The organism is Nonomuraea monospora (assembly GCF_039531895.1).
Lineage (GTDB): Bacteria > Actinomycetota > Actinomycetes > Streptosporangiales > Streptosporangiaceae > Nonomuraea > Nonomuraea monospora.
The window spans coordinates 34,546-47,375 of the sequence record NZ_BAAAQX010000056.1; the positions used below are offsets into that span (position 1 = coordinate 34,546).

The 12,830-nt window shown below is 66.6% G+C and carries 12 protein-coding genes; 3 read left to right on the plus strand and 9 right to left on the minus strand.

The window, feature by feature from the left end:
• Positions 1-2: 2 nt before the first annotated feature.
• Entirely contained in the window at positions 3-440 is a 438-nt protein-coding gene (locus tag ABD331_RS56150; RefSeq protein WP_148442131.1) for an ATP-binding protein, read from the minus strand.
• A gap of 128 nt (positions 441-568) precedes the next feature.
• Positions 569-970 carry a superoxide dismutase, Ni gene (sodN, locus tag ABD331_RS56155; protein ID WP_148442130.1) on the minus strand — a complete coding sequence of 134 codons (402 nt, stop codon included), beginning with the start codon at positions 968-970 and terminating at the stop codon, positions 569-571.
• 17 nt (positions 971-987) lie between these two features.
• Between sodN and ABD331_RS56160 the strand changes: the two genes are divergently transcribed.
• Positions 988-1,353 carry a S24 family peptidase gene (locus ABD331_RS56160; protein WP_344494985.1) on the plus strand — a complete coding sequence of 122 codons (366 nt, stop codon included), beginning with the start codon at positions 988-990 and terminating at the stop codon, positions 1,351-1,353.
• Between the two features lie 36 nt (positions 1,354-1,389).
• Here the strand turns inward: ABD331_RS56160 and ABD331_RS56165 are convergent, their stop codons facing one another.
• From ABD331_RS56165 to ABD331_RS56180, 4 genes are all read right to left on the minus strand, one after another.
• Complete coding sequence (locus ABD331_RS56165) at positions 1,390-1,815, minus strand: CGNR zinc finger domain-containing protein (protein WP_344494987.1); 426 nt, start codon at positions 1,813-1,815, stop codon at positions 1,390-1,392.
• 143 nt (positions 1,816-1,958) lie between these two features.
• Positions 1,959-2,705, minus strand: a complete 747-nt coding sequence (locus ABD331_RS56170; protein WP_344494989.1) for an amino acid ABC transporter ATP-binding protein — start codon at positions 2,703-2,705, stop codon at positions 1,959-1,961.
• Positions 2,702-3,529, minus strand: a complete 828-nt coding sequence (locus tag ABD331_RS56175) for an amino acid ABC transporter permease (protein ID WP_344494991.1) — start codon at positions 3,527-3,529, stop codon at positions 2,702-2,704. The genes ABD331_RS56170 and ABD331_RS56175 overlap by 4 nt, the downstream gene beginning before the upstream one ends.
• A gap of 3 nt (positions 3,530-3,532) precedes the next feature.
• Complete coding sequence (locus ABD331_RS56180; protein WP_344494993.1) at positions 3,533-4,384, minus strand: ABC transporter substrate-binding protein; 852 nt, start codon at positions 4,382-4,384, stop codon at positions 3,533-3,535.
• 263 nt (positions 4,385-4,647) lie between these two features.
• Here ABD331_RS56180 and ABD331_RS56185 point away from each other — a divergent pair, with 263 nt between their 5' ends.
• Complete coding sequence (locus ABD331_RS56185) at positions 4,648-5,856, plus strand: NAD(P)-dependent malic enzyme (RefSeq protein ID WP_344494995.1); 1,209 nt, start codon at positions 4,648-4,650, stop codon at positions 5,854-5,856.
• A gap of 286 nt (positions 5,857-6,142) precedes the next feature.
• The gene (locus tag ABD331_RS56190) at positions 6,143-7,501 is read left to right on the plus strand and encodes an NsdA family TPR-like regulatory protein (protein ID WP_344494997.1); all 1,359 of its coding nucleotides are present in this window, start codon (positions 6,143-6,145) and stop codon (positions 7,499-7,501) included.
• A 46-nt stretch (positions 7,502-7,547) separates the two neighbouring features.
• Here the strand turns inward: ABD331_RS56190 and ABD331_RS56195 are convergent, their stop codons facing one another.
• The 3 genes from ABD331_RS56195 to ABD331_RS56205 form a co-directional block, all read right to left on the minus strand.
• A complete protein-coding gene (locus ABD331_RS56195; protein WP_344494999.1) occupies positions 7,548-9,050 on the minus strand; it encodes a trypsin-like serine peptidase in 1,503 nt (500 codons plus the stop codon).
• A gap of 176 nt (positions 9,051-9,226) precedes the next feature.
• On the minus strand, positions 9,227-10,732 hold the full coding sequence (locus ABD331_RS56200) for a trypsin-like serine peptidase (protein WP_344495001.1): 1,506 nt from the start codon (positions 10,730-10,732) through the stop codon (positions 9,227-9,229).
• Positions 10,733-11,166: 434 nt separating this feature from the next.
• The gene (locus ABD331_RS56205) at positions 11,167-12,678 is read right to left on the minus strand and encodes a trypsin-like serine peptidase (RefSeq protein ID WP_344495003.1); all 1,512 of its coding nucleotides are present in this window, start codon (positions 12,676-12,678) and stop codon (positions 11,167-11,169) included.
• Positions 12,679-12,830 lie beyond the last annotated feature (152 nt).

Genomic DNA, 12,830 nt, shown 5'->3' on the forward strand with positions numbered 1-12,830 from the left:
CGTCACGCCGGCCCTGCCGTACTCCGGGCCGCGCCTCGGCGCTTACGCAGGACGATCGCCATGCGATCGGGGGAGTCTGTCACCGCGTCGACGTCGTCGGCCAGGGCGGTCAGCACCATCCAGGCGAAGTCGTCACGCTTGGGCGCGGAGCTGCCGACGGTCGCCACCTCGACCCTGACCTGCATCTCCTGCCCGGTGAGCTCGAACTCGGCGGTGAGGTCGGTGCCCGGCACAGCTTCGTTGAGAAGCATGGCGCAAGCCTCGTCGACCGCGATCCGCAGGTCCTCGATCTCGTCCAGGGTGAAGTCAAGCCGCGCCGCCAAGCCGGCGGTTGCCGTACGCAGCACAGACAAGTAGGCACTCGCCGCGGGGAGCCTGATGCTCACCACGTCACGGATGCCTGCCACGCCCTCCGCGCGCGTCTCGGTTTCCTCGGTCACGTTCCTCCTCGCGAATCCGACGCTGACTGCAACTTACCGCCCTTCAGAGGTGCTTGGATGAATCAGACTCGCCATCTACGGAAAAGGCTCTGTGCGGTTGGTAACCGCACAGAGCCCTATGTGCCGTTTTAGGCGGCCTTGGTCTCCCAGAAGATCTTGGAGATTTCGTCGATCTTGCCCAGCAGGTCCTCCGCCTTGGCGACCTCCACGGTGCCCTTGGCGCCCGCGGCGCCCGCGAGCTTCGTGGCGTCCCAGAAGAGCTGGTGGAGCTGAGGGTACTGCTCGAGGTGCGGGGGCTTGAAGTAGTCGGTCCACAGCACCCAGAGGTGGTGCTTGACCAGCTCGGCCCGCTCCTCCTTGATCTTGATGGCGCGGGCGCGGAAGACCGGGTCCTCGTTCGCCGCGTACTTCTCCATGATCGCCTTGACCGACTCGGCCTCGATACGGGCCTGAGCGGGGTCGTAGACCCCACAGGGCAGGTCGCAGTGTGCGGAAGCGACATGCTTGGGTCGTAGCAGTCGTGCGAGCATCAGAAAATCCTTCCTGGATGCTGAATCAGCTTGGTCCTTCAACGACCTTACTCGGGTCCCAATGCCTGCGGAGTAGGGGGTCAACGACGATGAGAGTGCGTGTCGAAGGGGATTCGATGCGGCCCGCGCTGGTGCCGGGAGACTGGCTCCTCGTGCGCCGGGGGGCCGCCGTGCACCCCGGCGACCTCGTGGTGGCGAGGCTGCCCGGTGATCCCGATCGGCTCATCGTCAAACGGGCGCAGTGGCACGGGGCCGACGGGTGGTGGCTGGAGAGCGACAACCAGCGGGCCGGCGGGCGGCGGGACAGCTGGGACTTCGGGCCTGTGAACGAGATCGTGGGGCGCGTGGTGCTGCGCTACTGGCCGCTCCTGCGCCGGCGCTGACGCCGTCCGGTCTTCAGGCGGCGTCGTCCTCGCGGGTCAGGCGCGGTTCCTGCGGCGGGCGCGGAAGGCGGCGACGTTGGCGCGGCTCGCGCAGCGGGGCGAGCAGTAGCGGCGGGAGCGGTTGGAGGAGGTGTCGAGGAAGGCCAGGCCGCAGTGCGGCTCACGGCAGCGTCCCAGACGGTCCGCGCCCAGCTCGGCGACGACCGCGGCCAGGCCCATGACGGCGGTCGCGGCGGGGTCCTCGGCCAGGTGGAGGTGCCATTGGCGGCCGTCGTGGTCCGAGAGCTGGGGGCGTACGGGATAGCGCACCAGGAGGGCGTTCAGGCGCTCGGCCACGGCACGCTCGTCGCCGGCGGCGTCGAACACGGCGGCCAGCTCGTCGCGCAGGCCGGTCAGCTCGGGCGGCGGGTCAGGGTCGTTGGCCAGCCGGACCGCCCACTCGGCGTAAGAGGTCAGGTCCATGCTGGTCTATTACAGCAGAAGACAGGGGTGTCGTTCCGGTGGGAGACGGCGCGCGCGGGCGGGGGCGCGCGGACGGTCGTGTGTGGCGCGGCGCGGCTGGGAGGTGGTGTGTGGACGTGCCCCAGCCGCGCCGTTCCGGGCGGTCAGTCCTCGGGGTGCAGGACGCGGTGCAGGAACGTGCGGGTGCGCTCATGCCGCGGGTCGCCGATGACCTGCGCCGGAGCGCCGTCCTCGACGATCACGCCACCGTCCATGAACACCACCCGATCGGCCACCTGCCGCGCGAACCCCATCTCGTGGGTGACCACGAGCATGGTCATGCCCTCCTCCGCCAGCTTGCGCATGACGGTGAGCACGTCGCCGACCAGCTCGGGGTCGAGCGCCGAGGTGGGCTCGTCGAAGAGCATCAGGCTGGGGTTCATGGCCAGCGCCCTGGCGATGGCGACGCGCTGCTGCTGGCCGCCGGAGAGCTGGCCCGGCAGGGAGTCGCACTTGGCGCCCACGCCGACCTTGTCCAGGTTGTCGCGGGCGACGACCTCCGCCTCCCGTTTGCTCCGCTTCAGCACCCGCTGCTGGGCGATCATGACGTTCTCCAGCGCCGTCATGTGCGGGAACAGGTTGAACTGCTGGAAGACCATGCCGATACGGCGGCGTACGGCGTCGATGTCCACGTCGGGGTCGGTGACCTCGGCGCCCTCCACGAACACCTTGCCCCTGGTGGGCGTCTCCAGCAGGTTCACGCAGCGCAGCAGCGTGGACTTGCCCGAGCCCGACGGGCCGATGACGCAGACCACCTGGCCGGGGTCGACGGTCATGTCGATGCCCTTGAGCACCTCGTTCTTGCCGAAGTGCTTGTGCAGGTCGCGCAGCTCGATCGCGTGCGTTGTCATCGGCTCCTCCCCTTACGCCCCTCAAGCCGGGACGCGAGGTAGCCCAGCGGGATGGTCACGATCAGGTACGTGACGCCGGCGACCATGATGGGCGTGGCGTTGGCGTACTGGGAGGCCAGGTCGTTGCCGAACTTGGCCAGCTCGACGTACTCGCCGGACACGCCGAGGAACAGCACCAGCGACGAGTCCTTGAGCAGCGCCACGAACTGGTTCGTGGTCGGCGGGATGACCATCCGGATGGCCTGCGGGATGACCACGGTGATCTGGGCGCGGGTGGCCGACATGCCGAGCGACCTGGCGGCCTCCGTCTGCCCCTTGGGCACGGCCTGGAGGCCGGCCCTGAAGATCTCCGCCTGGTAGGCCGCGCCGACCAGGCCGAGCCCGAGTATGCCCTGCCCGTACGTGCCGCCGGGCACCTCGAAGCCCGGCAGCGCCAGCGGCAGGAACACGATCAGCAGGAAGATCAGCAGCGCGGGCAGCCCGCGGAAGATCTCGATGTAGATGAGCGAGATCCAGCGGTACGGGCGGACCTGCGAGAGCCGCATGAGCGCCAGCACCAGGCCCAGCACGAACGCGAAGACGAACCCGCCCACCGTGTAGATGATCGTGTTGCGCAGCGCGATGGTGAACAGCTCGGGCAGCGCCTCCTCCGCCACGTCGAGCTTGGCGAAGTTCTGCGCGAGGCTGGGCCAGTCGGCGTACAGGACGACGGCGACGAGCGCGGCGGCCAGTACGACGTACTGGATGCCCCGGCTGATCCGCTGCTTCTTCCGAGGGCTGAGCCTGGCGCGCCCAGGCTCAGCCGTCTTCGGCTGGTCGGCCATGGATCAGCCCAGCTCGCCGGGCTTCTTGCCGAACCACTTCACGTAGATCTTCTCGTAGGTGCCGTCCTGCTTGGCCTTGGCGATCTCCTCGTTGATCGTCTTCAGCAGCGTCGGGTCGGCGCCCTTCTTCAGGCCGATGCCGTACTGCTCGCCGGTGTCGAGGCTGCCGATCATCTCGAACTTGGCCGCGACGTCGGGCTTCTTCAGCCAGGTGAGGACGACGGGCAGGTCCTGGACGATCACGTCGGCCTGGCCGGCCTGGAGGGCCAGCAGCTCCTTGGCGGAGTCGGCGTACTCGGTGGGGTCGAAGCCCTGCTTCTTGACGTAGTCGAGGCCGGTGGTGCTGGCCTGGGCGCCGAGCTTGAGCCCCTTGGCCTTGACGTCCTCCAGCGAGGTGGCGCCGGTGCCCTTCTTGGCCAGCAGGGCCTGCGTGGCGTCGAAGTAGGGCTCGGAGAAGTCGATGTTCTGCTTGCGTTCGTCGGTGATCGTCATGCCCGCTGCGGCGACGTCGCACTTGCCCGCGGCCATGGCGGCGCCGGACTTGATGACGGCGAAGTCGATGTCCACGATGTTCTGGGTCAGGCCCAGCTTCTTCGCGGCGAGATCGACGATGTCCACGTCGAACCCGACGATCTGGCCGCTGTCGTCCTTGAACTGGAACGGCTCGTACGGAATGTTGGTGCAGACCGTGAGCTTGCCCGGCTGCACCACCTTGACGCCGCCCGCGCCCGCGGAGGCGCTGGCGCTGGTGGAGCCGGAGCCCGTGTCGCTGCCGCACGCGGTCAGCGCGAGAGCAGCCGTCAAGGCGAGCGCGCCGGCGGCGTACCCACGGCGGCCCAGGGGTCTGAGGGCCATGTACGGCCTCCTCGATGTGAAATGCCACGAAACTTGCGTTTTGTGCAGTTTAAATGGGGTTTTGCCCCAGGCTGTCACCCGCCGTTTAACGATGCGTCAACAGAACGGCGTCATCACCGACACCGAACACCATCTCACCATGTGGCACTATGGGGAGACGGGTGACCCCCGAACCCCCTCACCAGACGATCGGCGAGGGGATCCTGGCAGCTACCGAAGCCAGCCCGCTCGCGCTCGTCCGCCGAAGGTTTCTTCCGCTACCGATGACTACAGGGGTCGCTGTGGCTGCCACGCCCGCTTCTGCTTCCGTCGAAACACCCGACCTCGATCCCGCCTTCGCCCTGCACAGGGGAGGCAAGATCGAGATCCGCTCCACCGTTCCCGTCCGCGACGCCGACGACCTGTCGCTCGCGTACACGCCCGGCGTCGCCCGGGTCTGCACCGCCATCGCCGACAAGCCCGCGCTGGCCGACGACTACACCTGGGTCTCCAACGTGGTCGCCGTCGTCTCCGACGGCACCGCGGTGCTCGGCCTCGGCGACATCGGCCCCTCCGCCGCCATGCCCGTCATGGAGGGCAAGGCGCTGCTGTTCAAGGAGTTCGCCGGCGTGGACGCCGTGCCCATCTGCCTCGACTGCACCGACGTCGACGGGCTGGTGGAGACCGTGGTGCGCCTGGCGCCCTCGTTCGGCGGCATCAACCTCGAGGACATCAGCGCCCCCCGCTGCTTCGAGATCGAGAACCGGCTGCGCGACCTGCTCGACATCCCCGTCTTCCACGACGACCAGCACGGCACCGCGATCGTGGCGCTGGCGGCGCTGAAGAACGCCGCCCGCCTGACCGGCCGCGAGCTGGGCGACCTGCGGGCCGTGGTGGCCGGCGCGGGCGCGTCCGGCGTCGCCGTCACCCGCATCCTTCTCGAAGCGGGCATCGGCGACATCGCGGTCTCCGACTCCAAGGGCATGATCTACGAGGGCAGGGAGGGACTCAACCCGGTCAAGCAGGCGCTGGCCCGCGACACCAACCGCGGCGGGCACACCGGCTCCACGGAGGAGGCCCTGGAAGGCGCCGACCTGTTCCTGGGGCTGTCCGGCTCGACCGTGTCGGAGCAGGCGATCGCGTCCATGTCGCCCGACGGCATCGTGTTCGCCCTGTCCAACCCGACGCCCGAGGTGCACCCCGACGTGGCCGCCAAGCACGTCAAGGTCGTGGCCACCGGGCGCAGCGACTTCCCCAACCAGATCAACAACGTGCTGGCCTTCCCCGGGGTGTTCCGCGGCGCCCTCGACGTGCGGGCCACCGCGATCACCGAGAACATGAAGGTGGCCGCGGCCAACGCGCTGGCCGGCGTGGTCGGCGACGACCTCACGGCCACGTACATCATCCCGAGCCCCTTCGACGAGCGCGTCGCGCCCGCCGTGACGGCCGCTGTGGCGGCTCAGGCGCGGGCTGACGGCGTGGCCCGCGTCTAGGCGTCACGGGGCGGCTTAGGCGTCGCAGGGCGGGCGAGCGGCCTTTCCGGCCCTCGTCCGCCCCTTTTTTGCTGCCCCCGGGCAGGTTTGGGTTATGGGGGCGCTTCGTGGGTAGTTGAGATCCCCGTCCAGGAGCCAGGCCCGCCTGATCACGCGCAGAACGGGCCTGGGGTGTGGGATGGAGTTTGGGTGACCTTTGGGAACTGCCATAATCCCTTTACGCAAGGTGCTATAACAGTAGCTCTCTGTAATGATGTGGGCGCCGACTCCTGCGACGAGGAGAGCGATGGAACGCGAGCCGAATCGCCTGCTGCAGCAGCTCATCGCGGAGGCGGGGTTTTCCCACAAGGGACTGGCCAGGCGCCTCAACGATCTGGGAGCCGCACGTGGCACACCGGGACTGAAGTACGACCACAGCTCCGTCCTGCGCTGGATCGGAGGCCAGCGGCCGCGCGACCCGGTGCCGTGCCTGCTCGCCGAGATCTTCGCACTCCGGCTCGGCAGACCCACCTCGTCAGAGGACCTGGGCATGCCGGCCGTCACCACACCCCTCGATCTCGGACAGGAGTTCACGCACACCTGGCAGGAGGGGGTCGCGACCGTGACGGCGCTGTGGCGGGCCGATGTAGAGAGACGGAGGTTCCTGATCGACTCGACGTTCGCGATAGGAGCAGGCTCTGTTGGAGCCGTACGCTGGCTGACATCGCCCTCTGAGGGGCGCCCGAGCGGCACAGGGGTGCGGCGGGTGGGCCGCGCCGACATCGCCGCCATCCACGAGGTCACCCGCTCGTTCGGTGAGCTCGACAACCGCTTCGGCAGCGGACGCGTCCGCTCGTCCGTCGTCAAATACCTCGACACCGCCGTCTCCCCCCTGCTCAAGGACGGCTCGTACGGCGAATCCACCGGCAGGCAACTGGCCGCCGCGGCCGCGGAGCTGACCCGCCTGGCCGGATGGATGGCCTACGACATGGAGCAGCACGGCCTCGCCCAGCGCTACCTCATCCAGGCACTCCGCCTGGCCAGAGGCGCCGACGACCAGACGCTGGGCGGCGAGATCCTGGCCGGCATGGCACACCAGGCCATCTACATGGGCCAGCCGGCCCACGCCCTCGACCTCGCCAGAGCCGCCCAGATGGCGGCCCGCACAGCCGGGGTCAAGACCCTCCTCGCCTCCGCGCACGTCCTGGAGGCCCACGCACACGCCGGCCTGGGCGACGGCCGGTCCTGCGGCCACTCCCTGCACGAGGCCGAGTGCGCCTTCGACACCCGCAAGCCCGCCGAGGAGCCCAAGTGGCTCAGCTACTTCGACGAGGCCTACCTGTCCGCCAAGTTCGCCCACTGCTTCCGCGACCTGGGGGAGGGCGAGCGGGTCGTCCGGCAGGCGCGGCGGTCGCTCGACATGGACTCCCGGTACGTGCGGGGGCGGATGTTCAACCTCTCGCTGCTGGCCGCCGGGCTGTTGCAGTGCGGGGAGCTGGAGGAAGCCTGTTCCGCTGCGGCCAGTGCGCTGACGCTGGCCGCTGAGCTTCAGTCCGTGCGGTCCCGGTCCTATGCGGCTGATCTTCGGCGGCGGTTGGAGCCGTACAAGCATGAGCGGGTGGTGGCGGCGTTGCGGGAGCGTACTCGCGAGCTGACCGCCGTGTGACCCCTGCGATGGGCCCAGGCCACTGCTGCCCGGGCCCATCGTGGACCTACTTCAGCAGCTCGCCGTTCGGGCCGACGATCTTCTTCGTCTCGGCGTAGTTCGCCTTGTTGTAGACGTCGGCGGTCTCGCCGTCGAAGATGGCCGAGCTGATCGTGTCGACCCGGTCGTTGCCGTCGTTGTCGGCGAACAGGCTGGTGACGCCGTTGACGTAGCCGGTGCGCTTGCTGTTGTTGTACTTCATGAGCCAGGGGCCGCCGTCGGCGCCGAAGGTCATGGAGCACTTGAGGGTCTGGTGGGTCTCGACCTTGAAGGTGTTGACCTGGACGCTCTTCGTGCCGGTCTTGCCGGAGCACCACTTGGGGGTGACGCCGGTGAAGGGGCGGTCGCCGTCGGGGTGGGGGGCGCTGGGGTAGCCGAAGACCGTCACCTGCTGGCCGAGGGGCTGGTTCCAGGCGAAGCCCTGGCCGCCGACCACGTCGCCGAGGCGGCCGAGGTCCTTGGCCAGGCCGACTGTGAAGACGGTCTTGTAGTACAGGGTCTTCGTGGTCTCCTTGACCCAGTAGCCCAGGAAGTAGTGGGTGATCGTGTAGTTGCCGCGAGAGTCGATCTTGCGGTACCCGACGCCCTTGTACGCTTCGTATTCCGACTTGGTCACCATGTCGACGACCGTCTTGAGCGGCTCCTGGGCCCCGTTCCCGTTGCCGGTGGGCGCCTTGTCGTACTCCTCCTTGGACACTTCCTTGAAGGCGCGCTTCTTCTCACCGGTGTAATCGGGCCCGACAACGTCGGCGTTGGTGGCGAGCTTCGCCCAGCAGTCGGACGTCTCCCCACCGTGCAAGTCAACGCACTTCGTGTACTCCGCTTGGGTGATCTCTACGTCCTTGGCCCACTTGTCACCCAGCCACTTGTCGTAGTCGGCCTTGGAAACCTGCTTCGAGCCGTCGAGGGCGAAGCCGTTGTGCACGGCCACGAACGCGAAGTCGCCGTCGTAGTCGTCGTAGGTGTCGAGGTCGTAGGTCGTGAACGCGTAGGCGCCCACGTAGACGCCCCAGGGCGCCTTGCCCTGGTAGTAGCCGGGGACGAAGATCCACTTGTCGAAGACGTCGTCCTTGCCGTTGGCGAAGACGCAGTGGCCCGCGGTGGCGACCAGGTTACGGTTCCTGGACTGGATGGACGTGGCCGTGCACCAGCGGTACTTGCCTTCCTTGTCCAGGAAGAACACCTTGCCGATGGTCTTGGGCAGGTTGACGTTCTTACTGGCGGTGGCCTTGGCGGTGGTGGTCGGGCCGGTCATTCCGGGCTTGCCGTCGAATTTGCTCGAACCGCCCGAACTGACGAGCTTGGGCACGTCCTTGGCGTCGATGTTGTACTGGGTGGCCTTGCGGAGGGCTGCTCCGTTGGAGTCGAGCCAGAAATATGCGGCACCGTACGCGTCGGCCGGCTTCGGCTGCAGGTTGTCCTGCGCCCAGTCAGGGGCGGCGGCGGCGGGAGAGGCGAGTACGGCGGCGCTCAGGCCGACGGCGGCGAGGGGGATGAGCAGGCGCTTCAAGGGGAGGCTCCACAGTTGTCAAAAAGGGTGTAAAGACCCTATCGACTCACTAGTCACACTGGTAAGGGCGAAAACCAGATTTCTGGCAGAAAGGCCAAAGGGCCCGGCTGGATGCCGAGCCCTTTGGGTTACTGCTGTCGAACGCCGAACAAGTCGCCGTCCACGGTCCGCAGCTACTACTTGATGAGCTTGCCGGACCACACGGCCGCAGCGGCCTTGTAGATCGCGGCGGTCTCACCGTCGAAGTAAGCCGAGGTGATCGTGTCGTAGCGGTTGTTCTTGTCGGTGTCAGCGATGAGGCTGGTGACACCGTTGACGTAGCCGAGACGCTTGGCGTTGCTGTACTTGTACAGCCAGGGGCCACCGTCGTAGCCGGCGGTCACGGTGCACTTCAGCGACTGCTGCTCCTCGACCTTCTTGGAGGGGATGAGGAGGGCGTTCTTGGCGGTCTTGCCGTAGCACCACTTCGGCGTCACACCGGTGAACGGCTTGTTGCCGTCCAGGTGCGGGCCGTAGGGGTAGCCGAAGGTGCGGACGTACTTGCCGGAAGGCTGGTTCCACGCGAAGCCCTGCCCACCAACGTTGTCGCCGAGGCGGCCAACGCTCTTGAGGGCGTGGACGACGATGAAGAGCTCGCTACGGTAGTACTTGACGCTCGTGCTCTTCTTCACCCAGTACTTGAGGTAGTAGTGGGTGATGGTGAAGTTGCCCTTGTCGTCAATCTTCTGGTAGCCCGGGCCCTTGTACGCCTTGTACTCCGACTCGGTGACGAACTCGGTGACCGTGGCCTGCTCGGCCTTGGCACCGTTCTTCTGGCCGGTGGGAGCAGCGTCGAACTGCTCCTTCGAGACCTCCTTGAGCACCTTCACGGCACCCGGGGTGTCGGGGCCGGCCAGGTCCTCAAGGTCGGTGCTCTTCGCCCAGCAGTCGGGGGTCTCGCCACCGTTGTAGTCGACGCACTTCTGGTACTCAGCGGCCGAGATCTCGTAGTCCTTGGAGAACTTCTCGCCCTGGTACGCGTCGTACTCGGCCTTGGCGACCTTCTTCGGCGTGTTCAGCACACCGCCGATGCCGTCGTAGACGGTGACGAACGCGTAGTCGCGGTCGAAGTCCTCGTAGACGTCGAAGTCGTAGTGGGTGAACGCCTGCTTACCCACGTAGATGCCCCAAGGCGCCTTGCCCTGGTAGTAGCCCGGGACGAAGACCCAGCGGGACACGACCTCGTCGTTGCCAGCGATGTCGTAGACGCAGTGACCGGCCGTGGCGACCAGGTTACGGTACTGCGACTGGATCGAGGTGCCGGAGCACCAGTACAGCTTGCCGTCGCGGCCCTCGAAGAAAACCTTACCGATGGTCTTCGGCAGGTTCACGTTCTGAACCTTGACGGTGGTCTTCTTCTCCTCGCCGATCGGCGCGGTCGAGCCCGGCTTGGTGTCCGAGCTATAGCCGCCACCGCTCTTGATCTGAGAAACCTCGAGGGCGTCGGGGTTGAAGGCCACAGCGTTCTTCAGGGCCGCGTAGTTGGAGGCGGACCAGAAGTTCAGGGTCTCGATGGCCTTCGCCTCAGCGGCGAGGACGTCCGAGGCGACGGTGTCGTCGGCCTGGGCGGTGCCGGCGAGGCCGGCGGCAAGCAGACCAGTGGCCAGAATGGCGCCACCGGCCGGAAGGAGGATGCGCTTCAAGGTAACTCCTTGCGCTGTCGTGGAACGCCTCTTGCGTCCCATGCGTCAGTAAAGGGATAGCCAGGAACATACAGTGTCGATCTTGAAATCCGGTAGCCGCTTTGGGAGGAAAAGATGGGACAAGCCGGTCGTGATCGTTCTGTGATGTTTAAGTGGCTGATGGGCAGGAGCTGAGTAAAGCGGGCCTCTAAGCCGTTTGCCCTGATCAACATAAGGAAGTTGTCAGTGTGACTGGCGGGGTCGCGGCACCCCTCTGATTCGGTCCGGTGAGAGCGTGTGACGCAGATCACATCAAGTTGATGGCACCGTCTGGACGTCCCGTGCGTCCAAACGCCTTCACATTCGGGCGGAAAGCAAAAGGGCCCGGCGGGATGCCGGGCCCTTCGCCTCTAACAGCTACACGATCGGGCTACGCCCGGTCGCTAAGCGTTACTTCAGACAATCTTGCCGGACCACGAGGCCGCGGCGGCCTTGTAGACGGTGTTCGTCTCGCCGTCGAAGTACGGCGACGAGATGTAGTCAACGCGGCCGTTGCTGTCCTGGTCGTTGAAGGTGCTGGTGACACCGTTCACGTAGCCGAGACGCTTGGCGTTGCTGTACTTGTACAGCCACGGGCCACCGTCGGCGCCCTCGGTCATGGCGCACTTGAGGGCGACGTGCTCCTCGATCTTCTTGGCAGCGGAGCCCACCAGCTTCTTCGTGGTGGAGCCGTAGCACCACTTCGGAGTCACGCCGGTGTAGTTCTTGTTGCCGTCGGGGTGAGCAGCGGCCGGGTAACCGAACACGCGAACGGCCTTGCCGGTCGGCTGGTTCCAGGCGAAGCCCTGACCACCAACGTTGTCGCCGAGGCGACCAGCATCGAGGGACGAGGTCTCGACGATGAAGAAGGTGGTCTTGAAGTACTTGACGTCCTGGCTCTTCTTCACCCAGTACTTGAGGTAGTAGTGGGTGATGGTGAAGTTGCCCTTGGCGTCAATCTTCTGGTAGCCCGGGCCCTTGTACGCCTTGTACACCGACTCGGTGACGAACTCGGTGACCGTGGCCTGCTCGGCCTTGGCGCCGTTCTTCTGCCCAGTGGGAGCGGCGTCGAACTGCTCCTTCGAGACCTCCTTGAGCACCTTCACGGCACCCGGGGTGTCGGGGCCGGCCAGGTCCTCAAGGTCGGTGGTCTTCGCCCAGCAGTCGGGGGTCTCGCCACCGTTGTAGTCGACGCACTTCTGGTACTCAGCGGCCGAGATCTGCTCGTCCTTGGCGTCCTTGATGCCGTTGTGCTTGTCCCACTCGGCCTTGGACACCTGCTTGGCCTTGCCGCCACCGTCGACCTTGACGCCGTTGTAGACGGTCACGAACGCGTAGTCGCGGTCGTAGTCCTCGTAGACGTCGAAGTCGTAGTGGGTGAAGGCCTGCTTGCCCACGTAGATGCCCCAGGGGGACTTGCCCTGGTAGTAACCGGGGACGAAGACCCACTTGGACAGGACGTCCGTGTTGGCAGCCGTGTCGTACACGCAGTGGCCGGCCGTGGCGACCAGGTTGCGGTACTGCGACTGGATCGAAGTGGCGGAGCACCACTTCTTCTCGCCCTTGCTGTTGACGAAGAACACCTTGCCGATGGTCTTCGGCATGTTGACGTTCTGGGTCTTGGCGGTGGTCTTCTTCTCTTCACCGGTGGGGGCCGTGGAGCCCGGCTTGGTGTCGGAGCTGTAACCACCCTTGCTCTGCAGCTTGGCGACGTCAGCCTTGTCCCAGACGTTGGACTCGGTAGCGGCCTTGAGGGCAGCACCGTTGCTCTCCGCCCAGAACTCGGCGATGGCCTTGGCGTTGGCCGCGGTCGTCGCCATGTTGTCCTTGGCGACGGTGTCGTCGGCCTGAGCGGTGCCGGCGAGGCCGGCGGCCAGAAGGCCGGTGGCCAGGAGGGCGCCACCGGCGGGGATGAGGATGCGCTTCAAGGGAACTGCTCCTTGCTCTGTCGTGGGTCGCAACTTGCGTCCCATGCGTCAGTAAAGGGATAGCAAGGAACATAGCGTGGTGATCTCCGCAGGTGGAACCCGCTTTGGGTGATCCGGTAGGCGCCCCTGTCGCCGTTACCTTTCCGTGACTT

Coding starts and splice junctions, on each gene's coding strand:
- sodN (WP_148442130.1), bottom strand. CDS start 970: ATGCTCGCACGACTGCTACGACCCAAGCATGTCGCTTCCGCACACTGC.
- ABD331_RS56160 (WP_344494985.1), top strand. CDS start 988: ATGCTGAATCAGCTTGGTCCTTCAACGACCTTACTCGGGTCCCAATGC.
- ABD331_RS56165 (WP_344494987.1), bottom strand. CDS start 1,815: ATGGACCTGACCTCTTACGCCGAGTGGGCGGTCCGGCTGGCCAACGAC.
- ABD331_RS56170 (WP_344494989.1), bottom strand. CDS start 2,705: ATGACAACGCACGCGATCGAGCTGCGCGACCTGCACAAGCACTTCGGC.
- ABD331_RS56175 (WP_344494991.1), bottom strand. CDS start 3,529: ATGGCCGACCAGCCGAAGACGGCTGAGCCTGGGCGCGCCAGGCTCAGC.
- ABD331_RS56180 (WP_344494993.1), bottom strand. CDS start 4,384: ATGGCCCTCAGACCCCTGGGCCGCCGTGGGTACGCCGCCGGCGCGCTC.
- ABD331_RS56185 (WP_344494995.1), top strand. CDS start 4,648: ATGACTACAGGGGTCGCTGTGGCTGCCACGCCCGCTTCTGCTTCCGTC.
- ABD331_RS56190 (WP_344494997.1), top strand. CDS start 6,143: ATGGAACGCGAGCCGAATCGCCTGCTGCAGCAGCTCATCGCGGAGGCG.